This is a genomic window from Amycolatopsis orientalis (genome assembly GCF_000943515.2).
Lineage (GTDB): Bacteria > Actinomycetota > Actinomycetes > Mycobacteriales > Pseudonocardiaceae > Amycolatopsis > Amycolatopsis orientalis.
In genome coordinates this window covers 5,687,597-5,711,674 of record NZ_CP016174.1, presented here as the reverse complement: position 1 = coordinate 5,711,674, position 24,078 = coordinate 5,687,597, and the positions used below count along the sequence as shown (strand labels likewise).

Annotated in this window: 19 protein-coding genes and 3 rRNA genes; 19 read left to right on the top strand and 3 right to left on the bottom strand. The window is 67.3% G+C overall.

The window, feature by feature from the left end; all coding sequences use genetic code 11:
• The 8 genes from argC to argH are packed head-to-tail and all read left to right on the top strand — an operon-like array spanning position 1 to position 7,539.
• Complete coding sequence (argC, locus tag SD37_RS24915) at positions 1–1,029, top strand: N-acetyl-gamma-glutamyl-phosphate reductase (protein ID WP_044851972.1); 1,029 nt, start codon at positions 1–3, stop codon at positions 1,027–1,029.
• Positions 1,026–2,186, top strand: coding sequence for a bifunctional glutamate N-acetyltransferase/amino-acid acetyltransferase ArgJ (gene argJ, locus SD37_RS24910; RefSeq protein WP_044851973.1), 1,161 nt, complete (start codon positions 1,026–1,028; stop codon positions 2,184–2,186). Before argC ends, argJ begins: the two co-directional genes overlap by 4 nt.
• Positions 2,183–3,103, top strand: a complete 921-nt coding sequence (gene argB / locus SD37_RS24905) for an acetylglutamate kinase (RefSeq protein ID WP_044851974.1) — start codon at positions 2,183–2,185, stop codon at positions 3,101–3,103. The genes argJ and argB overlap by 4 nt, the downstream gene beginning before the upstream one ends.
• Positions 3,100–4,293 carry an acetylornithine transaminase gene (locus SD37_RS24900; protein ID WP_044851975.1) on the top strand — a complete coding sequence of 398 codons (1,194 nt, stop codon included), beginning with the start codon at positions 3,100–3,102 and terminating at the stop codon, positions 4,291–4,293. Before argB ends, SD37_RS24900 begins: the two co-directional genes overlap by 4 nt.
• 16 nt (positions 4,294–4,309) lie before the next feature.
• Positions 4,310–5,236 carry an ornithine carbamoyltransferase gene (gene argF, locus SD37_RS24895; RefSeq protein ID WP_037313095.1) on the top strand — a complete coding sequence of 309 codons (927 nt, stop codon included), beginning with the start codon at positions 4,310–4,312 and terminating at the stop codon, positions 5,234–5,236.
• On the top strand, positions 5,233–5,754 hold the full coding sequence (locus SD37_RS24890; protein ID WP_037313092.1) for an arginine repressor: 522 nt from the start codon (positions 5,233–5,235) through the stop codon (positions 5,752–5,754). Before argF ends, SD37_RS24890 begins: the two co-directional genes overlap by 4 nt.
• Complete coding sequence (locus SD37_RS24885) at positions 5,744–6,097, top strand: adenine nucleotide alpha hydrolase family protein (RefSeq protein ID WP_044851976.1); 354 nt, start codon at positions 5,744–5,746, stop codon at positions 6,095–6,097. The genes SD37_RS24890 and SD37_RS24885 overlap by 11 nt, the downstream gene beginning before the upstream one ends.
• A 26-nt stretch (positions 6,098–6,123) precedes the next feature.
• Positions 6,124–7,539 carry an argininosuccinate lyase gene (argH, locus tag SD37_RS24880; protein WP_065912971.1) on the top strand — a complete coding sequence of 472 codons (1,416 nt, stop codon included), beginning with the start codon at positions 6,124–6,126 and terminating at the stop codon, positions 7,537–7,539.
• 61 nt (positions 7,540–7,600) lie between these two features.
• On the opposite strand, the gene SD37_RS24875 is transcribed toward argH, so the two are convergent.
• Genes SD37_RS24875 through SD37_RS24865 form a run of 3 tightly spaced genes read right to left on the bottom strand, consistent with a single transcriptional unit; the run spans position 7,601 to position 9,482 of the window.
• Entirely contained in the window at positions 7,601–8,239 is a 639-nt protein-coding gene (locus SD37_RS24875) for a TetR/AcrR family transcriptional regulator (RefSeq protein WP_044851978.1), read from the bottom strand.
• Entirely contained in the window at positions 8,239–8,910 is a 672-nt protein-coding gene (locus SD37_RS24870) for a DUF4166 domain-containing protein (RefSeq protein WP_044851979.1), read from the bottom strand. Before SD37_RS24870 ends, SD37_RS24875 begins: the two co-directional genes overlap by 1 nt.
• The gene (locus tag SD37_RS24865) at positions 8,907–9,482 is read right to left on the bottom strand and encodes an SRPBCC family protein (RefSeq protein ID WP_044851980.1); all 576 of its coding nucleotides are present in this window, start codon (positions 9,480–9,482) and stop codon (positions 8,907–8,909) included. Before SD37_RS24865 ends, SD37_RS24870 begins: the two co-directional genes overlap by 4 nt.
• 119 nt (positions 9,483–9,601) lie before the next feature.
• Here SD37_RS24865 and SD37_RS24860 point away from each other — a divergent pair, with 119 nt between their 5' ends.
• The 11 genes from SD37_RS24860 (at position 9,602) to recN (ending at position 24,064) form a co-directional block, all read left to right on the top strand.
• Positions 9,602–10,237, top strand: coding sequence for a DNA-3-methyladenine glycosylase (locus tag SD37_RS24860; RefSeq protein WP_174567852.1), 636 nt, complete (start codon positions 9,602–9,604; stop codon positions 10,235–10,237).
• Between the two features lie 32 nt (positions 10,238–10,269).
• Positions 10,270–11,544 carry a tyrosine--tRNA ligase gene (tyrS, locus tag SD37_RS24855; protein ID WP_044851982.1) on the top strand — a complete coding sequence of 425 codons (1,275 nt, stop codon included), beginning with the start codon at positions 10,270–10,272 and terminating at the stop codon, positions 11,542–11,544.
• Positions 11,545–11,891: 347 nt separating this feature from the next.
• Positions 11,892–13,406: ribosomal RNA gene (locus SD37_RS24850) — 16S ribosomal RNA — on the top strand.
• Between the two features lie 323 nt (positions 13,407–13,729).
• A 23S ribosomal RNA gene (locus SD37_RS24845) occupies positions 13,730–16,864 on the top strand.
• Positions 16,865–16,949: 85 nt separating this feature from the next.
• Positions 16,950–17,066: ribosomal RNA gene (gene rrf / locus SD37_RS24840) — 5S ribosomal RNA — on the top strand.
• The 16S, 23S and 5S rRNA genes sit together here, the layout of an rRNA operon.
• A gap of 164 nt (positions 17,067–17,230) precedes the next feature.
• Positions 17,231–19,207, top strand: a complete 1,977-nt coding sequence (locus SD37_RS24835; RefSeq protein WP_044856630.1) for a hypothetical protein — start codon at positions 17,231–17,233, stop codon at positions 19,205–19,207.
• Positions 19,200–20,189, top strand: coding sequence for an HAD-IIA family hydrolase (locus SD37_RS24830; protein WP_044856631.1), 990 nt, complete (start codon positions 19,200–19,202; stop codon positions 20,187–20,189). Before SD37_RS24835 ends, SD37_RS24830 begins: the two co-directional genes overlap by 8 nt.
• Before the next feature lie 22 nt (positions 20,190–20,211).
• Positions 20,212–20,436: a hypothetical protein gene (locus tag SD37_RS24825; protein ID WP_418189786.1), complete on the top strand. Its 225-nt coding sequence runs from the start codon at positions 20,212–20,214 to the stop codon at positions 20,434–20,436.
• A 3-nt stretch (positions 20,437–20,439) separates the two neighbouring features.
• Complete coding sequence (locus SD37_RS24820; RefSeq protein ID WP_044856633.1) at positions 20,440–21,255, top strand: TlyA family RNA methyltransferase; 816 nt, start codon at positions 20,440–20,442, stop codon at positions 21,253–21,255.
• The gene (locus tag SD37_RS24815; protein WP_044856634.1) at positions 21,252–22,163 is read left to right on the top strand and encodes an NAD kinase; all 912 of its coding nucleotides are present in this window, start codon (positions 21,252–21,254) and stop codon (positions 22,161–22,163) included. Before SD37_RS24820 ends, SD37_RS24815 begins: the two co-directional genes overlap by 4 nt.
• Before the next feature lie 104 nt (positions 22,164–22,267).
• Positions 22,268–24,064, top strand: coding sequence for a DNA repair protein RecN (recN, locus tag SD37_RS24810; protein WP_044856700.1), 1,797 nt, complete (start codon positions 22,268–22,270; stop codon positions 24,062–24,064).
• Positions 24,065–24,078: the final 14 nt, after the last annotated feature.

The window sequence follows — 24,078 nt, the reverse complement described above, 5'->3', positions numbered from 1 at the left end:
ATGACGGTGAAGATCGCGGTGGCCGGAGCCAGCGGGTACGCGGGCGGCGAACTCCTGCGCCTGCTGCTGGCCCATCCCGAAGTCCAGATCGGCGCGCTGACCGCGGCCAGCTCCGCGGGGACGCCGCTCATCCAGCACCAGCCGCACCTCGCGCCGCTGGCGGACCGTGTCCTGCTGGAGACGACCCCGGAGACCCTTGCCGGGCACGACGTCGTCTTCCTGGCGCTGCCCCACGGTCACTCCGGGGCCATCGCCGCCCAGCTCGGACCGGACGTCCTGGTCGTCGACCTCGGCGCGGACCATCGGCTGGCGAACGCGGCCGACTGGCAGCGCTGGTACGGCGGCGACCACGCCGGACAGTGGCCGTACGGCCTTCCTGAACTCCCTGGCGCCCGCGAGCGCCTCGCTGGGACCAAGCGCATCGCGGTCCCCGGCTGCTTCCCGACGGGCGGTTCGATCGCCCTCGCCCCGGCGCTCGCCGCGGGCCTGATCGAACCGGAGATCGCCGTCGTCGCCGTGACCGGGACCTCGGGTGCGGGCAAGAGCCTCAAGCCGAACCTCCTCGGTTCGGAGGTGATGGGGTCGGCCTCCGTGTACGGGGTCGGCGGCGCCCACCGGCACACCCCTGAATTCGCGCAGAACCTCTCGGCGATCTCGGGGGAGCAGGTCAAGGTCTCGTTCACCCCGGTCCTCGCCCCGATGCCGCGCGGCATCCTCACCACCGCGAGCGCCGCGCTCAAGGCCGACCTGGACGCCGACGGTGCCCGCGAGGTGTACGAGAAGGCCTACGCCGCCGAGCCGTTCGTCCAGCTGCTGCCGCCGGGCCAGTGGCCGTCGTCGGCCTCGGTGGTCGGCTCGAACAACGTCCAGCTGCAGGTCACCGTCGACGCCGACACCCGGCGCCTGATCGTGGTCGCGGCCATCGACAACCTGACCAAGGGCACCGCGGGAGGTGCCGTGCAGTCGATGAACCTCGCGCTCGGCCTCCCCGAAACCACCGGACTACCGACCGTAGGAGTCGCTCCGTGACCGTCACCCAGCCGAAGGGATTCCGCGCCGCGGGCGTCGCCGCCGGGATCAAGGCCGAGGGCAAGCTCGACCTCGCGCTCGTCGTCAACGACGGGCCGCTGCAGGTCGCGGCCGGCGTGTTCACCCGCAACGTGATCAAGGCCGCGCCCGTGCTGTGGTCGCAGGAGGTGCTGAAGCAGCAGCGGCTCAAGGCCGTCGTGCTCAACTCCGGCGGCGCGAACGCGGCCACCGGCCCCGGTGGCTTCCAGGACACGCACAAGACCGCCGAGAAGGTCGCCGAACTCCTCGAGGCGGGCGCGATCGAGGTCGCCGTCTGCTCGACCGGCCTGATCGGTGAGCGCCTGCCGATGGACGCGCTGCTGTCGGGCGTGGACACCGCCGTCAGGGAACTCGGGACCGGTGCCGAAACCGATCTCGCCACCGCCACCGCGGTCATGACCACCGACAGCAAGCCGAAGCAGGCGGTCGCTAAGCACGAAAGCGGCTGGAGCGTCGGCGGATTCGCCAAGGGCGCCGGCATGCTCGCGCCGAACCTCGCGACGATGCTCTCGGTCCTCACCACCGACGCGGTCGTCTCGCCGGAGGTCCTCGACCGAGCCCTGCGTGCCGCCACCGGCCTCACCTTCGACCGGCTCGACGTCGACGGCGGCACCTCCACCAACGACACCGTCCTCGTGCTCGCGTCCGGCGCCAGCGGCGTCGAACCGTCCGAGACCGAACTGACCGAACTGCTCACCACTGTCAGCCTCGACCTCGTGCTGCAACTGCGCGCGGACTCCGAGGGCGCCACCAAGTACGTCGACGTCACGGTCACCGGCGCGGCGAGCGAGGCCGACGCGATCGCCGTCGGCCGGACGATCGCCGAGGACAACCTGGTCAAGACCGCGTTGTTCGGTTCGGATCCGAACTGGGGCCGGATCGCCATGGCGCTGGGCCGGGTCCCCGCCGAGATCGACCCGGAGAAGGTCTCCATCACGATCAACGGCGTCACCCTGTTCGCCAAGGGCACGACGGCCACCGACCGCTCCGAGGCCGACCTTTCCGGACGCGACATCACGATCGTCGTCGACCTCGGCCTCGGCGAAGGCGAGGCGACGATCTACACGACCGACCTCTCGCACGCCTACGTCGAAGAGAACAGCGCGTACTCGTCATGAGCCCTTCCGAATCCACGGTCCCCGCGGACGAGCGGCTCGCGACGGCCGCCGAGAAGGCCGCGATCCTCATCGAGGCCCTGCCCTGGCTGCAGCGTTTCCACGGCGCCACCGTCGTGGTGAAGTACGGCGGCAACGCCATGATCGACGAGACCCTCAAGCAGGCTTTCGCCGAGGACATGGTGTTCCTGCGGATGGCCGGGCTGCGCCCGGTCGTGGTGCACGGCGGCGGCCCGCAGATCACCGCGATGCTCAACCGGCTCGGCGTCGAAGGCGAGTTCAAGGGCGGCCTGCGCGTCACCACCCCGGAGACGATGGACATCGTCCGCATGGTGCTGACCGGACAGGTCAGCCGCGAACTCGTCGGGCTGATCAACGCGCACGGCCCGTACGCGGTCGGCATCTCCGGCGAGGACGCGCGGCTGTTCACCGCCGAGCGCAAACAGGCCACTGTGGACGGTGAGCAGGTCGACATCGGGCTCGTCGGCGAGGTTTCCGAGGTCAACCCGGACGCGGTGCTCGACATCGTCAACGCCGGGCGCATCCCGGTGGTCTCCACGGTGGCCCCGGACGTCGACGGTGTGGTGCACAACATCAACGCCGACACCGCCGCCGGCGCGCTCGCCGCCGCGCTGGGCGCGGAGAAGCTCGTCGTCCTCACCGACGTCGAAGGCCTCTACGCCAACTGGCCGGACCGTAGCTCGCTGGTCGACCGCGTCCGCGTGGACCGCCTCGAAACCCTGCTGCCCGGCCTCGCCAGCGGCATGATCCCGAAGATGGAGGCCTGCGTGCGCGCCATCCGCGGCGGCGTCCGCCGCGCGCACGTGATCGACGGCCGCATCGCCCATTCGGTGTTGCTGGAGGTCTTCACCTCCCGTGGCATCGGCACCATGGTCTTCCCCGAAACGGAGCTCCCGTGACCCCCCTCAAGTCCAATGCAGACGGCCAGGAGCACTGGAAGTCGTCCCTCATGGACAACTACGGCACACCGGCGCTGACCCTGGTCCGCGGTGAGGGCGCGAAGGTCTGGGACGCCGACGGCAAACCGTACGTCGACCTGGTCGGCGGGATCGCGGTCAACGCGCTGGGCCACGCCCATCCCGCCGTGGTCGCCGCGGTCTCCGAACAGGTCGCGAAACTCGGGCACACCTCGAACCTCTACGTGAACCCGGTCGTCGTCGAGTTCGCCGAGACGCTCCTGGACGTCGCCGGTCTGTCCGGCAACGCGAAGGTGCTGTTCGTCAACTCGGGCGCGGAGGCCAACGAGGCCGCGCTGAAGATCAGCAGGCTCACCGGGCGCACCAAGATCGTCGCCTGCGAGGGTGCCTTCCACGGCCGCACCATGGGCGCGCTGACGCTGACCGGTCAGCCGTCGAAGCGGGACCCGTTCGTGCCGCTGGTCCCGGGTGTCACCCACGTTCCGTACGGAGACGTCGACGCGCTCCGCGCCGCTGTGGACACCGACACGGCGGCGGTCTTCGTCGAACCGATCCTCGGGGAGGCCGGGGTGATCCCGGCGCCGGACGGCTACCTCCAGGCCGCGCGGGAGATCACCAAGGCGACCGGAACGCTGCTCGTCGTCGACGAGGTCCAGACCGGCATCGGTCGCACCGGCGCGTGGTTCGCCTTCCAGCACGCCGGCATCGTCCCGGACGTCATCACCCTGGCCAAGGGTCTCGGCGGCGGCCTGCCGATCGGCGCGGTCATCGGCGTCGGCGAGGTGGGCGAACTGGTGAAGCCGGGGCAGCACGGGACCACCTTCGGCGGCAATCCGATCTGCTGCGCCGCCGGGCTCGCCGTGCTCAAGACCATCGCCAAGGACAACCTGAACGACCACGTCTCCGCGCTGGGCAAGGACATCGCCTCTCGCGTGGAGGAGCTCGGCCATCCGCTGGTGGCCGGGGTCCGCGGCGCCGGGCTGCTGCTCGGCATCGCGCTCCGCGAACCGGTCTCGGCGGCGGTCGCCAAGGCCGTGCAGGAGGCGGGCTACCTGGTCAACCCGGTCGCCCCGGACGCCATCCGGCTCGCACCACCGCTGATCCTGAGCGCCGAAGAGGCCAGCGGATTCCTCGAAGCCCTTCCCGGGGCGCTCGATTCCACCACCACCTAGGACAGAGACGAAACCGATGCTCCGCAACTTTCTCCGCGACGACGATCTCAGCCCGGCCGAACAGGCCGAGATCCTGGACCTCGCCGACCAGTTGAAGGCCGAGCCGCTGAGCTCCCGCGCCCTGGAGGGCAAGTCCGTCGCGGCGATCTTCGAGAAGAACTCCACCCGGACCCGGTTCTCGTTCGAGGTGGGCATCGCCCAGCTCGGCGGGAACCCGGTGATCGTCGACGGACGCTCCATGCAGCTCGGCCGCGAAGAGACCATCGAGGACACCTCGCGGGTGCTTTCGCGCTACCTGGACGCGATCGTCTGGCGGACCTTCGCCCAGAAGCGCATCGACGCGATGGCGTCGGCGGCGAGCATCCCGGTGATCAACGCGCTGACCGACGAGTTCCACCCGTGCCAGGTGCTCACCGATCTGATGACCATCCGTGAGCGCAAGGGCAAGCTCGCCGGGCTCACCCTGGTCTACCTCGGTGACGGCGCCAACAACATGGCGCATTCGCTGCTGCTGGGCGGGACCACGGCCGGGATGCACGTGCGCGTCGTCTCGCCGGAGGGCTTCCAGCCGGATCAGCAGGTCATGCTCGACGCCAAGCACCGGTCGACCGAGACCGGCGGCAGCACCACGGTCTTCACCGATCCGTACGCCGCCGTCGAAGGCGCGGACGTCGTCGTCACCGACACCTGGACCTCGATGGGCCAGGAGAACGACGGCCTCGACCGTGTCGGCCCGTTCCGGGAGCTGCAGGTCAACGCCGCCCTGATGCGCCGGGCGGCGGACGAGGCGATCGTGCTGCACTGTCTGCCCGCCCACCGTGGCTGGGAGATCACCGACGAGGTCATCGACGGCCCGTCGAGCGCGGTCTGGGACGAGGCCGAAAACCGGCTGCACGCCCAGAAGGCGTTGCTGGTGTGGCTCCTGGACGAGAAGCGACGATGACCGGCAGCAGGGTCACCCGGCAGGCCCGGATCACCGAACTCGTGTCCACGATGGCCATCCGCAGCCAGACCGAGCTCGCGAAGCTCCTGGCCGCGGAAGGCATCGACGTCACCCAGGCGACGTTGTCGCGCGACCTCGACGAACTGGGCGCCGTGAAGCTGCGGGGCGCCGATTCCGGCGCTCCGGTGTACGTCATCCCGGAGGACGGCAGTCCGGTACGCGGGGTGCAGGGCGGGACTTCCCGGCTTTCGCGGCTGCTCGCCGAGCTGCTCGTTTCGGCGGATTCGTCGGGGAACCTGACCGTGCTGCGCACCCCGCCCGGGGCGGCGCAGTTCCTCGCCAGCGCCATCGACCGGGCGGCGCTGGAGGAGGTCGTCGGCTCGATCGCGGGCGACGACACGGTCGCGGTGATCGCGAGGGAACCCTTGTCCGGCAAGGATCTGGCCGAGCGCTTCATGGCGCTGGCCCGAAGGTCGTCCACAGTGGACGGCGGTGAGGAGGCCGAAGGTGACGCCTGAGGGGTTCACCTTCCCGGAAGACCCGGAGAAGCTGGTCGTCACCTTCGACGAAGGGGTGCCGGTCGCCATCGACGGGGAGACCGTGACCCTGCTGGAGGCCTTCCAGCAGGTGAACCGCCGCATCGGCGCCTTCGGGCTCAAAGGCCGCGAGATCTACGAGGGGCCCGGCGCGGCCGCGCTGGTCACCGCGCACGAGGAACTGGAAAAGGTCAGCCTCGGGCAGGTGTCCGGCGAAGTCCGGCTGATCCTGCACCGCGGGAACGCGGTCGTGAATTCCGCGCGCGACGAGCGCGCGCTGTACGACTTCACCACAGGCGCTACCTTCGACCGGTCAGTCGCCTGAAGAACCAAGGAAATCCGAGGAGTGTTGTGAGCGGGAATGAGCAGCCGGTGCAGCTGTGGGGCGGCCGGTTCGCCAGCGGACCGGCGGAGGCGATGGCGGCACTGAGCGCCTCGACCCATTTCGACTGGCGCCTGGCGCCGTACGACATCGCCGGGTCTCGGGCCCACGCGCGAGTGCTGCGGAAGGCCGGGCTTCTCACCGAAGACGAGCTGACGGGCATGCTCGCCGCGCTGGACACCCTCGCGCAGGACGTCGCCTCGGGCAAGTTCACCCCGGCCGTCGCCGACGAGGACGTCCACACCGCGCTCGAACGCGGCCTGCTGGAGCGGGCGGGCACCGATCTCGGTGGCAAGCTGCGGGCGGGGCGTTCGCGCAACGACCAGGTCGCGACGCTGTTCCGGATGTGGCTGCGCGACGCCGCCCGGCGGGGCGTCGCCGGCACCCTGGGCGTCGTCGACGCGCTGGTTTCCCAGGCGGACCGGCATCCGGACGCGATCCTGCCGGGGCGTACGCACCTGCAGCACGCCCAGCCGGTCCTGCTCGCGCACCACCTGCTCGCGCACGGCCAGTCGCTGCTGCGCGATGTCACCCGGTTGCGTGACTGGGACGCTCGCACCGCCGAATCGCCCTACGGTTCCGGCGCGCTCGCGGGCTCCTCGCTCGGCCTCGACCCCGAGGCCGTCGCCGAGGATCTGGGCTTCGACACCAGCGTCGAGAACTCCATCGACGGCACCGCTTCGCGCGACTTCGTCGCCGAGTTCGCCTTCGACGTCGCGATGCTCGCGGTCAACCTGTCCAGGATCGCCGAAGAGGTGATCATCTGGAACACGGCCGAATTCGGTTACGTCACCCTCGACGACGCGTGGGCGACCGGCAGCTCGATCATGCCGCAGAAGAAGAACCCGGACGTCGCCGAGCTGACCCGGGGCAAGGCCGGACGGCTCATCGGCAACCTGACCGGCCTGCTCGCGACGCTCAAGGCGCAGCCGCTGGCGTACAACCGGGACCTGCAGGAGGACAAGGAGCCGGTCTTCGACTCCGTCGAACAGCTGGAACTGCTGTTCCCGGCGATCGCGGGCATGCTCGAGACGCTGACCTTCCACACCGACCGGCTCGCCGAACTGGCGCCCGCCGGCTTCACCCTCGCCACGGACATCGCCGAATGGCTCGTGCGCCAAGGCGTTCCGTTCCGTGTCGCGCATGAGGCGGCGGGGGAGAGCGTCCGCGTCGCCGAGGGCCGCGGTGTCGGGCTGGACGAACTGACCGACGAGGAATTCGAGAAGATCAACCCGGCGCTGACGCCCGCCGTGCGCGAGGTGCTGACCGTCGAAGGCTCGGTGCGTTCACGCAACGCCCGCGGCGGCACGGCCCCCGAGCGGGTCGCCGAGCAGCGGGACCGGCTGGTCGCGCGGGTCGCCGAACACCGCGCTTGGCTGAGCTGACCTCTTTCGCGTGAAGGCCCCCTTTCCCCGGCTCAGCCGGGGAAAGGGGCCTTCACGTACTTCAAGATCGCCTCGCGGTCTTCCGGAGCTTCGCCCGCATCGCGCGGGTCGCGACCGGTCCGAGTCCTTCGAGGACATCGACCAGGACAGCCAGCTGCCCCAGCGCGGCCAACGCCTGCTCGGCGCCGTCCGGGTCGACCGACTCGAACAGCGTGAGACCGAGGAAGCCGGCGGAGACGGCGTAAGCCAGCCCTTCGGTCTGGGCCAGTTCGAGCACCGGCGAACCGGCCAGCACGCGGTCGAGGGTCCCCTGGACCTCGCGGACCCATTTGTCCAGCGCCTGCCGCGTCGCCTCGGCCAGCCGCCCGCCGGCCTGCGCGCCGGCGAGCGCCTGGGCGAGGACCGTCATGTTCCCCTCGGCGCGTTCCTCCGCGTGGATGGTCCGGCCCAGGTCCAGCAGTTCGCCGAGCGTGGTCACTTCGGCGAACCGGTCGTGGAAATGGGCGACGCGGCTTTCGGTCGCCGTCACGCAGGCCTGCGCGATCAATTCCTCGACACTGCCGAAGTGGTAGAAGATCAGCGCCTGATTGGTGCCTGCCGCGGTGGCGACGGTCCTGGCCGAAACGGCGGTGATCCCGCTGGTGCGGATGGTTTCCAGCGCGCCGTCGATCAACCGCTGTTTCGTGCTGGGCCCGTTCATCAATCCAGGACCTTCTCACGCAGGGGCTTCACCGCGCCGCTCACCCCCGGCCGCAGGTCGACGAACCGAGCCTCGAAAGCGCCCCGGTAACCGAACAGCGGCCCGAACCGCGGGTTCGTCACCCGGATCTCGATGCGGAAGAGTCCACTCTCGTCGTCGAACCATTCGTCGACCTCGGCCACACCGACGACGGATCGCGGCACCACACACCGGAACGGGCCTTCGCGGAGCCGGAACTCCTCCGACCGGATGCGGAAGCCGCCGTCCGGTCGCACCGTCAGGTCGAGATCGACGGCGAGGTGCTGGTGCGTCCCCAGGTAGTCGACGATCTTCCCGCGCTCGGTGCTGTAGATCATCTGCGCGTCGAACCGGCGTCGCCGTTCCGGTAGTTCGAAGGTGCGGACGAACGACACCGTCTCCCTGCCGAGCGAGTCGACGTACGGATAGTTCTCGATGGTGAAAGGGACGTTGCGGCCACGGTCCGGGAACAGGATGTGCCTCGACGCGCCGAGTCGCAGGAACGGTGTGACGTAAGCGGCGCCACGCCAGATCTCGTCCATCACGCCGACGCCGATCATCCCGACGCCGTTCTCCGTGCTCAGCGAAAGCCGTTCGCGCATCCGCGGGTGCAAGGACGCGAAGTCGTCACCCAGCGCTTCTCGGAAGATCATGCCTGCTCCAGGGTGTCGAGAATGCGGGGCGCGACGCCGTCCTTGCCCGGTCGCGGGCTCCTGCGGCAGCGTCCCGCCGAGGGTGAGAGCAACGGGAGTTCTTCCGGCGGCCCGCCGGTCTCGAGCCACAGGCGGAGCCTGTCGAACGACCAGGCCGTCATCCAGCCGAAGAGCGGCCGGAACAGCAGGTCGGCGAACCTGCCGAAGACGCCCCATCGAGTGGTGTAGTCGAAGCCGGTGACGAACCGGACGCCGCCGTCGACCGGGGTGTAGCGCCAGTAGCCGGAACCGGACTTGATGAGCGACATCGGATCCGCGGAGGCGAACCGCAACGCGGAGGTCCGGCCGCCGTCCGGTCGTGTGCTCTCCCCGGCGTGTGTTCCGGTCCCGGTGACGACGAACCCCAGGAACTCGGTCGTGTACCGGAACCGTCCCGGTGAACCCGCGATCGGTTCGATCCGCGCGAAGCGGAGATCCCACCGTGCGTGCAGACGCGGGTCCTGCGTATATCGCCACAGCGTCTCGAGGTCGGTGCGGATCACCGTTTCGACGTAAAGCGCTCTTCGTTTCATGGAGCCCCCTCCAGGTTTGAGCGACCGCTCAAATCACTGTAGAGCATGGTTGAGCGATCGCTCAATACCCCGCCCGTTAAGGTCGACCAGGGAGAACGCGACGTAAAGGAGTGCGGAACGTGGAGACCGGCAGACAGTTCACCCGGCGGGAGCTGGCGCTGGATCCGGTGGAGCTGTCCACGCTCCTGCTCGGCGCGGTGCTCGAAGCGACCGGTCCCGACGGCACCGTCGCCGTCCGCCTGGTGGAGGTCGAGGCCTATCGCGGACTCGACGACCCCGCGTCGCACTGCTATCGCGGCAAGACCCCGCGCAACGCGGTCATGTGGGGACCCGCGGGACACCTGTACGTGTACTTCGTCTACGGCATGCACTTCTGCGCCAACGTCGTCGGCACCGAAGACGGTCAGCCGGGTGCCGTGCTGCTGCGGGCCGGAGAGGTGGTGGCCGGCGCGGACATCGCCAAGGCACGCCGCCCGTCCGCGCGGGGCAACGGCGAACTCGCCAAGGGACCGGCCATCCTCACCTCCGTGCTCGGCATCGACCGGGCCGAGAACGGCGTCGATCTGACCGATCCCGCGTCCCCCGTCCGGCTGTTCACCGGCGAACGCGTCCCGGAAACGGCCATCCGCACCGGGCCCCGGGTCGGGGTCGCGATGGCGATGGACACGCCGTGGCGGTTCTGGATCGACGGCTCGCCCGCCGTCTCCACCTATCGCCGGGGCGGCAAGCGACGGGCGGCGGCCCCCGGCCGATAGTCGGTTGACCTGGTGCGGGAGGATCTACAGGCGTGAGCGAGCACATCCTTGACGAGCTGACCTGGCGCGGCCTCATCGCGCAATCCACCGACACCGACGCACTGCGGCGAGACCTCGACCAAGGACCCCTCACGCTTTATTGCGGATTCGACCCGACCGCGCCCAGCCTGCACGCCGGCAACCTGGTCCCGCTGCTGATGCTCTCCCGCTTCCAGCGCGCCGGACACCGGCCGATCGTGCTGGCCGGGGTCGCCACCGGGATGATCGGCGACCCGCGCGACACCGGTGAGCGCACCCTGAACACGGTGGACACCGTCTCCGCGTGGGCCGACCGGATCCGTGGGCAGCTGGAGCGGTTCGTCGACTTCGACGACTCGCCGACAGGCGCGATCATCGAGAACAACCTGGACTGGACCGCGAAGCAGAGCGTGGTCGAGTTCCTGCGCGACGTCGGCAAGCACTTCCCGGTCAACATGATGCTGAACCGGGAGACGGTGAAGCGCCGTCTCGAAACCGACGGTATCTCCTACACCGAGTTCAGCTACCTGCTGCTGCAGTCGCAGGACTACCTGCACCTGTACCGCGAATACGGCTGCAAGCTGCAGATCGGCGGCTCGGACCAGTGGGGCAACCTCGTCGGCGGTGTCGACCTGATCCGCCGGACCGACGGCGGGCATGCCCACGCGCTGACCGCGCCGCTGGTCACCGACTCCGACGGGCGCAAGTTCGGGAAGTCCACCGGTGGCGGCAGCGTCTGGCTCGACCCGGAGATGACCTCGCCGTACGCGTGGTTCCAGTACTTCCTGAACGTCGCCGACGCCGACGTCATCCGCTACCTGAAGATGTTCTCCTTCCTCGGACAGGAGGAGATCGCGGCGCTCGCCGAGGACACCGAACAGCGCCCCCACCTGCGGTCCGCCCAGCGGAAGCTGGCGGAGGACTTCACGACGCTGGTGCACGGCGAGGCGGCGACCCGGCAGGTCATCGCCGCGAGCCAGGCGCTCTTCGGGAGGGGAGAGCTGCGTGAACTCGACTCGTCGACCCTCGACGCCGCCATGGCCGAGGTGCCCAACGGCAAGGTGGACCCGAACGGCGAGTCGACGATCGTCGACCTGCTGATCGCCGCCGGGCTCGTCGACAGCAAGGGCGCCGCGCGCCGCACCGTCAAGGAAGGCGGCGCGTACGTCAACAACACGAAGATCGCCGACGAGGAGTGGAAGCCGTCCGCGGACGACGCTCTGCACGGCCGCTGGCTCGTGGTCCGCAAGGGCAAGCGCAACGTCGCCGGCGTGCGCGTCGGGGGCTGAGCGCGGCCCGGGCCCGAAACAGGGGCCTTGACCTGCGGAAACGCAGTTAAGGTACCCCCCTGTTTCGGGCCCTTCCGGGGCGTGTAAAGTTCTCCAAGTCGCCAGGGAAACCGGGTGGCCGACCGGGACACGAACCAAGCTCTCGCTCAGCGCGATTGAGTGGGTGTCCCACCAAAAACTGCTAGGAATGACTGCTTCGGATAAGGCCGTGTGAGTGCGGTGCGATCTGGGGTGTGTTGCTTGAGAACTCAACAGTGTGCTAGTGAACTAAGCCAGTAGAGCTTATGTATTTGAACCTCGTTTGAGGTTCCTTTGAGAGCATTAAATTGCCTCGATCAAATTTGACATTGTTGGAGAGTTTGATCCTGGCTCAGGACGAACGCTGGCGGCGTGCTTAACACATGCAAGTCGAACGATGAAGCCTTCGGGTGGATTAGTGGCGAACGGGTGAGTAACACGTGGGCAATCTGCCCTGTACTTTGGGATAAGCCTGGGAAACTGGGTCTAATACCGGATATGACTGAGCCTCGCATGGGGTTTGGTGGAAAGCTCCGGCGGTACAGGATGAGCCCGCGGCCTATCAGCTTGTTGGTGGGGTAATGGCCTACCAAGGCGACGACGGGTAGCCGGCCTGAGAGGGTGACCGGCCACACTGGGACTGAGACACGGCCCAGACTCCTACGGGAGGCAGCAGTGGGGAATATTGCACAATGGGCGCAAGCCTGATGCAGCGACGCCGCGTGAGGGATGACGGCCTTCGGGTTGTAAACCTCTTTCGCCAGGGACGAAGCGCAAGTGACGGTACCTGGATAAGAAGCACCGGCTAACTACGTGCCAGCAGCCGCGGTAATACGTAGGGTGCGAGCGTTGTCCGGAATTATTGGGCGTAAAGAGCTCGTAGGCGGTTTGTCGCGTCGTTCGTGAAAACTCCACGCTTAACGTGGAGCGTGCGGGCGATACGGGCAGACTTGAGTTCGGTAGGGGAGACTGGAATTCCTGGTGTAGCGGTGAAATGCGCAGATATCAGGAGGAACACCGGTGGCGAAGGCGGGTCTCTGGGCCGATACTGACGCTGAGGAGCGAAAGCGTGGGGAGCGAACAGGATTAGATACCCTGGTAGTCCACGCTGTAAACGTTGGGCGCTAGGTGTGGGCGACATCCACGTTGTCCGTGCCGTAGCTAACGCATTAAGCGCCCCGCCTGGGGAGTACGGCCGCAAGGCTAAAACTCAAAGGAATTGACGGGGGCCCGCACAAGCGGCGGAGCATGTGGATTAATTCGATGCAACGCGAAGAACCTTACCTGGGCTTGACATGCGCCAGACATCCCTAGAGATAGGGCTTCCCTTGTGGTTGGTGTACAGGTGGTGCATGGCTGTCGTCAGCTCGTGTCGTGAGATGTTGGGTTAAGTCCCGCAACGAGCGCAACCCTTATCCTACGTTGCCAGCGCGTTATGGCGGGGACTCGTGGGAGACTGCCGGGGTCAACTCGGAGGAAGGTGGGGATGACGTCAAGTCATCATGCCCCTTATGTCCAGGGCTTCACACATGCTACAATGGCTGGTACAGAGGGCTGCGATACCGCGAGGTGGAGCGAATCCCTTAAAGCCGGTCTCAGTTCGGATCGCAGTCTGCAACTCGACTGCGTGAAGTCGGAGTCGCTAGTAATCGCAGATCAGCAACGCTGCGGTGAATACGTTCCCGGGCCTTGTACACACCGCCCGTCACGTCATGAAAGTCGGTAACACCCGAAGCCCATGGCCCAACCCGCAAGGGGGGGAGTGGTCGAAGGTGGGACTGGCGATTGGGACGAAGTCGTAACAAGGTAGCCGTACCGGAAGGTGCGGCTGGATCACCTCCTTTCTAAGGAGCAACACATCCACCCCGCCGGGATACCCGGACCAACGGTGGTGGAGTGGGCACGGCTCAACACCCGACTGTGGTGTTGCCGGGCTTGCTCAAGGAATTGTGGAACTACTGGTTATGGTGTCGCCGGCTTCTGCCGGGACGTCCAAGTACTGCATCTTCGGGTGCGTGGAACGGGTGCTCCTGGGGAGTCGGAGGGATTGTTCGCTGGCACGCTGTTGGGTCCTGAGGCAACACGCCGAGGGGCTGGACACAGTCCCGGGGACGTTTGTTTCTGGTGTGGTGTTTGAGAACTGTAGAGTGGATGCGAGCATCTTTGTGGTCAAGTTATTAAGGGCACATGGTGGATGTCTTGGCTTCAGGAGCCGATGAAGGACGTGGGAGGCTGCGATATGCCTCGGGGAGCTGTCAACCGAGCTGTGATCCGAGGATTTCCGAATGGGGAAACCCAGCACCAGTTATGTGGTGTTACCCGCATCTGAATATATAGGGTGCGTGGAGGGAACGCGGGGAAGTGAAACATCTCAGTACCCGTAGGAAGAGAAAACAACCGTGATTCCGTGAGTAGTGGCGAGCGAAAGCGGAAGAGGCTAAACCATGCACATGTCAAGCTGTCAGGCGTTGTGTGTGTGGTGTTGTGGGACCCGCCTTGAAGAGACTGACATTTCTTCGGGTTGATGTGCTGGTTAGTGGAACGCCTTGGGATGGGCGACCGGAGTGGGTGAGAGTCCCGTACGCGAAAACCAGTTTCAGAGACCTTGGTGGTGTTCCCGAGTAGCAGCGAGCTCGTGGAATTTGCTGTGAATCTGCCGGGACCACCCGGTAAGCCTAAATACTTCCTGAAGACCGATAGCGGACTAGTACCGTGAGGGAAAGATGAAAAGTACCCCGGGAGGGGAGTGAAAGAGTACCTGAAACCGTGTGCCTACAAGCCGTCAGAGCCCGAGCAACATCTTTGATGTTTACGGTGATGGCGTGCCTTTTGAAGAATGAGCCTGCGAGTTAGTGCTGCGTGGCGAGGTTAACCCGTGTGGGGTAGCCGTAGCGAAAGCGAGTCTGAATAGGGCGATTGAGTCGCGTGGTCTAGACCCGAAGCGGAGTGATCTACCCATGGCCAGGCTGAAGCGTCGGTAAGACGACGTGGAGGGCCGAACCCACTTAGGTTGAAAACTGAGGGGATGAGCTGTGGGTAGGGGTGAAAGGCCAATCAAACTCCGTGATAGCTGGTTCTCCCCGAAATGCATTTAGGTGCAGCGTCACGTGTTTCTTGTTGGGGGTAGAGCTACTGGATGGTCTAGGGGCCTTACCGGGTTACCGAAATCAACCAAACTCCGAATACCAATAAGTGAGAGCGTGGCAGTGAGACGGCGGGGGATAAGCTTCGTCGTCGAGAGGGAAACAGCCCAGAACACCAGCTAAGGCCCCTAAGTGTGTGCTCAGTGGGAAAGGATGTGGGATTGCCCAGACAACCAGGAGGTTGGCTTAGAAGCAGCCACCCTTGAAAGAGTGCGTAATAGCTCACTGGTCAAGTGGTCCTGCGCCGACAATGTAGCGGGGCTTAAGCACACCGCCGAAGCTGTGTCATTCACACAATACATCGGTTGTTCTCCTTGCGGGAACGATCTAGTGGTGTGGATGGGTAGGGGAGCGTCCTGCATCCAGGGAAGCGGCGGCGGAAGCCAGTCGTGGAGGGTGTGGGAGTGAGAATGCAGGCATGAGTAGCGAATGCAGAGTGAGAAACTCTGCCGCCGGATGACCAAGGGTTCCTGGGCCAGGCTAATCCGCCCAGGGTAAGTCGGGACCTAAGGCGAGGCCGACAGGCGTAGTCGATGGATAACGGGTTGATATTCCCGTACCCGAGCACGTGCGCCCAGGATGAGGCGGTTGATACTAACCACCCAAAGCCTCGTGTTGAAGCCTTCGGGTGGATGCGCGAGTGTGGAGCGTGGGATCTGATTCCGTAGTAGTCGAGTGATGGGGTGACGCAGGAAGGTAGCTCCGCCAGTGAGTGGTAGTACTGGTGTAAGCGTGTAGGCCGAAACATAGGTAAATCCGTGTTTCATCAAGGCTGAGACGTGATGCGTAGCCGATTGAGGTGAAGTAGAGTGATCCTATGCTGCCGAGAAAAGCCTCTAGCGAGTGCGTGCACGGCCCGTACCCCAAACCAACACAGGTGGTCAGGTAGAGAATACTAAGGCGATCGGGTGAACTGTGGTTAAGGAACTCGGCAAAATGCCCCCGTAACTTCGGGAGAAGGGGGCCAGGGTTCTTGAAGTCCTTTACGGACTAGGGAATCGTGGCCGCAGAGACCAGCGGAAAGCGACTGTTTACTAAAAACACAGGTCCATGCGAAGTCGCAAGACGATGTATATGGACTGACGCCTGCCCGGTGCTGGAACGTTAAGAGGACCGGTTAACCTTTCGGGGTGAAGCTGAGAATTTAAGCGCCAGTAAACGGCGGTGGTAACTATAACCATCCTAAGGTAGCGAAATTCCTTGTCGGGTAAGTTCCGACCTGCACGAATGGCGTAACGACTTTCCGGCTGTCTCAACCACAGGCCCGGCGAAATTGCACTACGAGTAAAGATGCTCGTTACGCGCGGCAGGACGGAAAGACCCCGGGACCTTTACTATAGTTTGGTATTGGTTTTCGGTTCGGCTTGTGTAGGATAGGTGGGAGACTGTGAAGCTGGCACGCTAGTGTTGGTGGAGTCGTTGTTGAAATACCACTCTGGTCGGATTGGGAATCTGAACCTCGGACCATGATCTGGTTCAGGGACAGTGCCTGATGGGTAGTTTAACTGGGGCGGTTGCCTCCTAAAGAGTAACGGAGGCGCCCAAAGGTTCCCTCAGCCTGGTTGGCAATCAGGTGTTGAGTGCAAGTGCACAAGGGAGCTTGACTGTGAGACAGACATGTCGAGCAGGGACGAAAGTCGGGACTAGTGATCCGGCACCACCTGGTGGAAGGGGTGTCGCTCAACGGATAAAAGGTACCCCGGGGATAACAGGCTGATCTTGCCCAAGAGTCCATATCGACGGCATGGTTTGGCACCTCGATGTCGGCTCGTCGCATCCTGGGGCCGGAGTAGGTCCCAAGGGTTGGGCTGTTCGCCCATTAAAGCGGCACGCGAGCTGGGTTTAGAACGTCGTGAGACAGTTCGGTCCCTATCCGCCGCGCGCGTAGGATACTTGAGGAAGGCTGTCCCTAGTACGAGAGGACCGGGACGGACGAACCTCTGGTATGCCAGTTGTCACGCCAGTGGCATGGCTGGTTGGCCACGTTCGGAAGGGATAACCGCTGAAGGCATCTAAGCGGGAAGCCTGTTCCAAGATGAGGTATCCCACCCCTTGTGGGTTAAGGCCCCCAACAGACCATTGGGTTGATAGGCCAGAAATGGAAGCACAGTAATGTGTTGTCGAGTTGACTGGTACTAATAGGCCGAGGACTTGCCCACAAAGATGTTACGCATCCACTCTACAGCTCTGAAACACCACACAACCACACATCAGGTGTGAGCGTGTGTGGGTGTTTCACAGTGTTTCGGTGGTCATAGCGTCAGGGAAACGCCCGGTCCCATTCCGAACCCGGAAGCTAAGCCTGACAGCGCCGATGGTACTGCAACCGAAGGGTTGTGGGAGAGTAGGACACCGCCGGACTAACTTCAGGACAGGGTCCTGACCAGGGTCGAGAACCTCTGACAGGTTCTCCCCGGTCAGGGCCCTGTCTCTTTTCATGTCCATGGACGGACTACAGTGGTCCGTTGGCGCGCCTTGAAGGCGTCGCCGGTATCGAAACTTTTTCAATAGTGGCAGGAGGCCAGGTGTCCGAGTTCGGTCGACGTGACTCAGATGATGGCGCGTCCGGCCGGTCGGGTCGCCGGGACGACAGTCCCCGCGGAGGCCGGTCTGACGCGCAGCGAGGTGACCGGCGCGGTTCCGCCGGCGGTGGACAGGACCGAGGTGGCCGCGACGGCGGCTACCAGGGCCGTCCGCGCCGTGACGACCGCGGTGCCCGCGGTTCGAGCGGTTATTCCGGCAAGCCCGGCGGTTCGAGCAGCTACTCCGGCAAGCCGGGGCGAAGCGGCGACGGTCCCCGCGACCACCGCTCCGGCGGCAGCCGGTTCGCGGGCCAAGGCCGCGACGAGAACCGCCCGCGCTACACCGGCGACGACCGTCGTGGCCCTGGTGCCGGCGATCGTCGCGACGAGCGCTCGGGCGGCCGCGACAACGACCGCCGTGGCGGCTACCGCTCCGACGACCGGCGTGACAGCCGTGACAGCCGGGGTGGCGACCGCGGTGGTTACCGCCCGGACAACCGGAGCGGTGACAGCCGCGGCGGCGACAACCGTGGCGGTGACCGCGGTGGCTACCGGTCCGACAACCGTTCGGACAGTCGCTCGGACAACCGTTCCGAGGGCCGGTACGAGAAGCGCACCGACAGCCGTGACAACCGGGGCGGCTTCCGTTCCGACAACCGCGACAGTCGTGACAGCCGTGGCGGTGACCGCGGTGGTTACCGTTCGTCGGACAGCCGTCCCGAGCGGCGCTACGACAACCGCTCCGACAGTCGCTCGGACAACCGTTCCGAGGGCCGGTACGAGAAGCGCACCGACAGCCGCCCGGCCCGGTCCGGCTACGGCTCGGACAACCGCGGCCGCTCCGACGACCGTTCGTCGTCCGGCAACCGCTACGAAGGCCGCCCGCAGGGCAAGTCCTACGGTGACCGCGACAAGCGGGGCGGCAGCGACGACCGTCGTCCGTCCTACCGCGACGACCGTGGTGGCGCGCGTACCGGTGGCTACACCGGCGGCGGCGACCGCCGTGACGACCGGCGTGGTCCCTCCTCCGGCGACCGTCGTCCCAGCGGCGGTGGCTACGAGCGCAAGCCCTACGGCGACCGCGACAACCGGGGTGGCGACAACCGCGGTGGCGGCTTCCGCCCCTCCGGCGACCGCCCGGAGAAGCGCTACGACGACAAGCGCGGCGACTCCCGCGGCGGCGAAGGCCGGTTCGAGCGCAAGCGCGACGACCGTCCCCAGCGCGACCGCTCCGAGGGCCGCAAGGACTTCCGGTCCACGCCGCGTACCGACGACAAGCCGGTCGACGACGAGACCTTGGCGCGCGAGCTGCTCGAGGCCCCGGAACTGCCTGAAGGCATCGAGTTCTCCGACCTCGACGAAGAGGCCCGCCGCGAACTCCGCACCCTGCCCAAGGGGCTCGCGGAAACCGTGGGCAAGCACCTCGTCGCGGCCGGTGGCCTGGTCGACGAAGATCCTGAAGCCGCGATGGAGCACGCCAAGTACGCGAAGGCCAAGGCGTCGCGGGTCCCGATCGTCCGTGAGGCGCTGGGCCTGGTCGCCTACCACGCGGGCAACTGGTCCGAAGCGCTGTCCGAGCTGCGGGCCGTCCGCCGGATGACCCGGTCCGACGAGCACATCGCGATCATCGCCGACGCCGAGCGCGCCATCGGGCGCCCGGAGCGGGCGCTGGACCTCGCGAAGGAGGTCGACAAGGAGCGCCTGTCCAAGGCGACCCAGATCGAACTCGCGATCGTCGCCGCCGGCGCGCGCCGTGACCTCGGCCAGCTGGACGCCGCCGTCGTCTCCCTGCAGGGCGACGACCTCAAGGCGGAGAAGCGCGACCCGTGGAGCGCCCGGCTGTTCTACGCCTACGCCGACAACCTCGCCGCCGCCGACCGCAAGGACGAGGCGATCCGCTGGTTCCTCAACGCGGCAGAGGCCGACGAGGAGGACGAGACCGACGCCGCCGAGCGCGCCGCGGAGCTCACGAATGGCTGACGCCCTGTCGGCCGGATACGACGCGGTCCTGTTCGACCTCGACGGCACGGTCTATCACGGCAGCACGGTCGTCCCGGGCGCCCCGGAAGCACTCCGGGCGCTCCGGGACACCGGCACGGCCGTCCGCTGGGTGACGAACAACGCCTCCAAGGCACCCGAGGAGGTCTCCGCGCACCTGGAGGCACTCGGACTGCCCGCCACCCCCGACGAGGTCCACACGAGCTCCCAGGCCGCCGCCGCCCTGCTGGGTGAGCGGCTGCCCAAGGGCGCCGTCGTGCTCGTCGTGGGTACGGAGTCGCTCGCCGCCCAGATCGAGTCGGCGGGGCTGCGCACGGTCCGGGAAGCCGGGCCGGACGTGGCCGCCGTGGTGCAGGGACATTCCCCGGAGAACACCTGGGCCGCCCTCGCGGAGGCGTGTCTCGCCATCCGCGCGGGCGCGCTGTGGGTGGCGACCAATGTCGACGCGACCCTGCCGTCCGAACGCGGACTGCTGCCGGGCAACGGATCGATGGTGGCCGCGCTGCGCACCGCCACCGAGGTCGAACCGCTGGTGGCGGGCAAACCGGCGCCTTCGCTGTTCACCACGGCGGCGCGGGACGCGGGCGCGGAACGGGCCCTCGTGGTCGGCGACAGGCTGGACACCGACATCGAGGGCGCGGTCGCGGCCGGGATCGACGCGCTCTGCGTGCTGACCGGGGTCGCCGACGCGGCCTCCCTGATCAAGGCGAGGCCCGAGGAACGGCCGCGGTACCTCGCGTGGGATCTGTCCGGCCTCGGCGGCCGCGCGGATCAGCTCGAGGTCGGCCCGAAGGACGGCTGGCGCGTCACCGCACAGGGTGACGTGCTCGAGGCCGAGGGTGAGGGCGACTCCTTGGACCTGCTGCGCGCGGTGTGCGCGGTGGCCTGGGAGTCGGGGATCACCGAGGTCCGCGGTGTGGGCGACACCGCCCGCGCCGCGCTCGGCGAGCTGCGCCTCGCCTGACCAGCGCTGCTAACTTGGTGGGGTGCAAGACCACTTCCACCCCGTTCCGCGACCCCCGGTGCCCGGCCCCCCGCCGGTCCAGACCGACCACTTCGCGCAGCAGGACACGGATCCCCGTGCCGGGATCGGCGAAGCCGTTGCGGGTCTCGACGACCTCGCCTCGCTTCCGCTCTCCGAGCACGTCGACCGCTTCGAAGCCGTGCACACCGAGCTGACGGTGGCGCTGTCCACCATCGACAAGGTCTGACGCGTGCCCAAACGCGCCCGCCTGGACGCGGAACTCGTCCGGCGGGGTCTGGCCCGCTCCCGCGAGCAGGCATCCGCGCTGATCGCCGAGGGCAAGGTCAGTGTGCGCGGGATGGTGGCCACCAAACCCGCGACGGGGGTCGAGTCCGGTGCGCCGATCGTGGTGCGGGACGGCGATGACCCCGGCTGGGCCTCGCGCGGCGCGCACAAACTGCTCGGCGCGCTCGAAGCCTTCACACCGCAAGGTCTTTCCATCGAGGGGAAGCGCTGTCTCGACGCCGGCGCTTCGACCGGTGGCTTCACCGACGTCCTGCTGCGCAACGGCGCCGCCACGGTGATCGCCGCCGACGTCGGCCGCGGCCTGCTGGACTGGCGCCTGCGCACCGACGACCGCGTGGTCGTCCTCGACAAGACGAACGTCCGCAACCTGACCCCGGAGGACCTCGGCGGGCAGGTCGACCTCGTGGTCGGGGATCTCTCGTTCATCTCGCTCAAACTCGTCCTGCCCGCGCTGGCCGCCTGCGCGCGGGACGGCGCCGATCTGGTGCCGATGGTGAAACCGCAGTTCGAGGTCGGCAAGGACCGGCTCGGCAGCGGCGGCGTGGTCCGTGACCCCCAGCTGCGGGCCGAATCGGTGCTGGGCGTGCTCGCCGAGGCCGAGAAGCTGGACCTGCGCTTGCGCGGCGTCGTGGCGAGCCCGCTTCCGGGACCGTCCGGGAACGTCGAATACTTCGTCTGGCTTACCCGCGGGACGGGGGAGACCGTCGGCACCGACGCCGAACGGCTCGTCCGGACCGCAGTCCTGGAGGGACCCCAATGAGCGAACGCGAGGTGCTGCTGGTCGTGCACCCGGACCGGGACGCGACCCGGGACGCGGCACGCGAGGTATCGGCCCGTTTCGCCAAGGCCGGTGTGCGGCTGCGGGTACTCGACGAGGACGTCCGGGAGATGCTCGAGGCGGACGGCGGGATCGGCGCGCCGTGCACGGTCATGGCGCCGGAACAGGATCCGGCCGCCGGGACCGAGCTGGTGTTCGTGCTCGGCGGCGACGGCACGTTGCTGCGGGCCGCGGAACTGGCGAGGCCGAACGGTGTCCCGGTGCTCGGGGTGAACCTGGGCCGGGTCGGATTCCTCGCCGAGGCCGATTCGGACAAGCTGGCCGACACCGTCCAGCGTGCCGTCGACGGCGACTACCAGGTCGAAGAGCGGATGACCGTCGATGTCATCGTCACCGTCGACGGCGAGGAGACCGTCAACACGTGGGCGCTCAACGAGGCGAGCGTCGAGAAGAGCTCCCGCGAGCGCGTCCTGGACGCGCTCATCGAGGTCGACGGCAGGCCCGTGTCGTCCTTCGGCTGCGACGGTGTCCTGTGCGCCACTCCGACCGGCTCGACGGCGTATGCGTTCTCCGCGGGCGGCCCGATCATCTGGCCGGACGTCCAGGCGCTGCTGGTGGTGCCGAGCAACGCGCACGCGATGTTCTCCCGGCCGCTGGTCGTCTCCCGGGACTCAGAGATCACCGTCGCCATCGATCCGGACGGCTCGCCCGCCGTCCTGACCTGCGACGGATCGCGGACCTTCGATCTTCCGGCCGGGGCGGCTGTGCGGGTCACCTGCGGGCGGGTGCCGGTGCGCCTGATCCGGTTGTGGGAAGGCCCCTTCACCGACCGGCTGGTGCACAAGTTCTCGTTGCCGATCAAGGGCTGGCGGGAGCGACACGCCCGCTGAGGGATGTCATGAGGGGTCCCCTTAAGACGAATTTCGTCTTAAGGGGAACCCTCATGACGTGCCGGGTGCGAGATTAGTCGGGGTAGGCCGCTACGGTGGGCGTCGTGCTGGCCGAGATGCGCATCCAGGGCCTCGGAGTCATCGAGGACGCCCTGCTGGAACTGCACGCGGGCTTCACCGTCGTCACCGGTGAGACGGGTGCGGGCAAGACCATGGTCGTCAGCGGGTTGCACCTGCTCTCCGGCGGCCGAGCCGAAGTGTCCAAGGTGCGAACGGGAATGCTGAAGGCCTTCGTGGAAGGCCGATTCGAGCTGGGCGGTGCCGAGGGCGCCACCCGGATAGTCACCGACGCCGGGGCGGAGGTCGACGAGGACGGCAGCGTCATCGCGCTGCGCGCGGTCTCGGTCGACGGCCGGTCCCGCGCCCACCTCGGCGGCCGTTCGGTGCCGGTCGGTGTGCTGGCCGACCTGTCCGAGCAGCTGATCGCGGTGCACGGGCAGAACGATCAGCTGCGGCTGCTGCGGCCCGCCGAACAGCGCGCCGTGATCGACAGGTTCGCCGGGGAGGCCGTCACCGAACCACTGGAGCAGTACCGCGCGGTACGGGACGAATGGCTCGCCGTCGTCGCCGAACTGACCGAGCGGTCCACGCGCTCCCGCGAGATGGCCCAGCAGGCCGATCTGCTGCGTCACGGTCTCGCCGAGATCGACGCCGTCGCGCCGGAGCCCGGCGAGGACACCGAACTCACCGAGCAGATCAAGCGGCTCGCCGCGGTCGACGAACTGCGGGCCGCGGCCAGTGCGGCGCACGCGGCCGTCGCCGGTTCGTCCGAGGGGGATCCCGACGTCCCCGGGGCGCTCGGGCTGATCGGCGAGGCGTCGCGCCAGCTGACCGGTTCCGAAGACGCCGTGCTGCGCGAGCTGGGCCCCCGCCTCGACGAGGCTTCGGTGCTGCTGTCCGAGGTGGGCACCGAGCTGGGGAGCTACCTCGAAACGCTCGACGCCGACCCCGCGCTGCTGGAAAAGGTACTGGCGCGCCAGGCCGACCTGAAACGGCTCACGCGCAAGTACGCCGCCGATGTGGACGGGGTGCTCGCCTGGGCCGACGACGCGCGCCGCCGGATGTCCACGATGGACACCTCCGAGGAGGCACTGTCCGAACTGGCCACTCGCCGTGACGCGCTCGCGGTGACGCTCGCCGAGCACGCCCTCCGGCTGTCGGAGGCTCGTGTCGAGGCCGCCGCCGAGCTGGCCGAGGCGATCACCGCCGAGATGTCCGGGCTCGCCATGGGACAGGCCGAGATCGAGATCACCGTCGAGCGGCGCACCGTCGAGGAGAGCGATCCGCACGCCGTGCGGGTCGAAGGCAAGCTCGTGCACGCCGGCCCCGACGGGGTCGACGACGTCGAGCTGCTGCTGCGCGCGCACAACGGCGCGCCGCCGCTCCCGGTGCACAAGGCCGCTTCCGGTGGTGAGCTTTCCCGCGTGATGCTGGCGATCGAGGTCGTCCTCGCGCATGCGGACACCGTGCAGACACTGGTGTTCGACGAGGTCGACGCCGGGGTCGGCGGCCGTGCGGCGGTCGAGATCGGCAGGCGGCTCGCGCGGCTGGCGCGCAGCCACCAGGTGCTGGTGGTCACGCACCTGCCGCAGGTCGCCGCGTTCGCCGATCAGCATCTGGTGGTGGACAAGGGCACCAGTGGCGGGGTGACCCGCAGTGGCGTGCGAGTGCTCGAACAATCCGAGCGGGTCGTCGAACTCGCGCGGATGCTCGCGGGAATGGAAAGCACCGAGACCGGCCGGGCGCACGCCGAGGAATTGCTCGCCGTGGCCGAAGCCGACAAGAGCGCGCCGGACAAGCCCAAAGCCCGCCGCGGCGGCAAGCGCAAGAAGGCCAAGTAACGGGCCTCGTGAGT

What these genes read in the sequence shown, in the direction of transcription:
- SD37_RS24870 (WP_044851979.1), bottom strand. Translation starts at nt 8,910, where the DNA reads ATGATCTTCCGAGAAGCGCTGGGTGACGACTTCGCGTCCTTGCACCCG.
- SD37_RS24830 (WP_044856631.1), top strand. Translation starts at nt 19,200, where the DNA reads ATGGCTGACGCCCTGTCGGCCGGATACGACGCGGTCCTGTTCGACCTC.
- SD37_RS24815 (WP_044856634.1), top strand. Translation starts at nt 21,252, where the DNA reads ATGAGCGAACGCGAGGTGCTGCTGGTCGTGCACCCGGACCGGGACGCG.
- SD37_RS24865 (WP_044851980.1), bottom strand. Translation starts at nt 9,482, where the DNA reads ATGAAACGAAGAGCGCTTTACGTCGAAACGGTGATCCGCACCGACCTC.
- argF (WP_037313095.1), top strand. Translation starts at nt 4,310, where the DNA reads ATGCTCCGCAACTTTCTCCGCGACGACGATCTCAGCCCGGCCGAACAG.
- SD37_RS24875 (WP_044851978.1), bottom strand. Translation starts at nt 8,239, where the DNA reads ATGAACGGGCCCAGCACGAAACAGCGGTTGATCGACGGCGCGCTGGAA.
- SD37_RS24890 (WP_037313092.1), top strand. Translation starts at nt 5,233, where the DNA reads ATGACCGGCAGCAGGGTCACCCGGCAGGCCCGGATCACCGAACTCGTG.
- argB (WP_044851974.1), top strand. Translation starts at nt 2,183, where the DNA reads ATGAGCCCTTCCGAATCCACGGTCCCCGCGGACGAGCGGCTCGCGACG.
- argC (WP_044851972.1), top strand. Translation starts at nt 1, where the DNA reads ATGACGGTGAAGATCGCGGTGGCCGGAGCCAGCGGGTACGCGGGCGGC.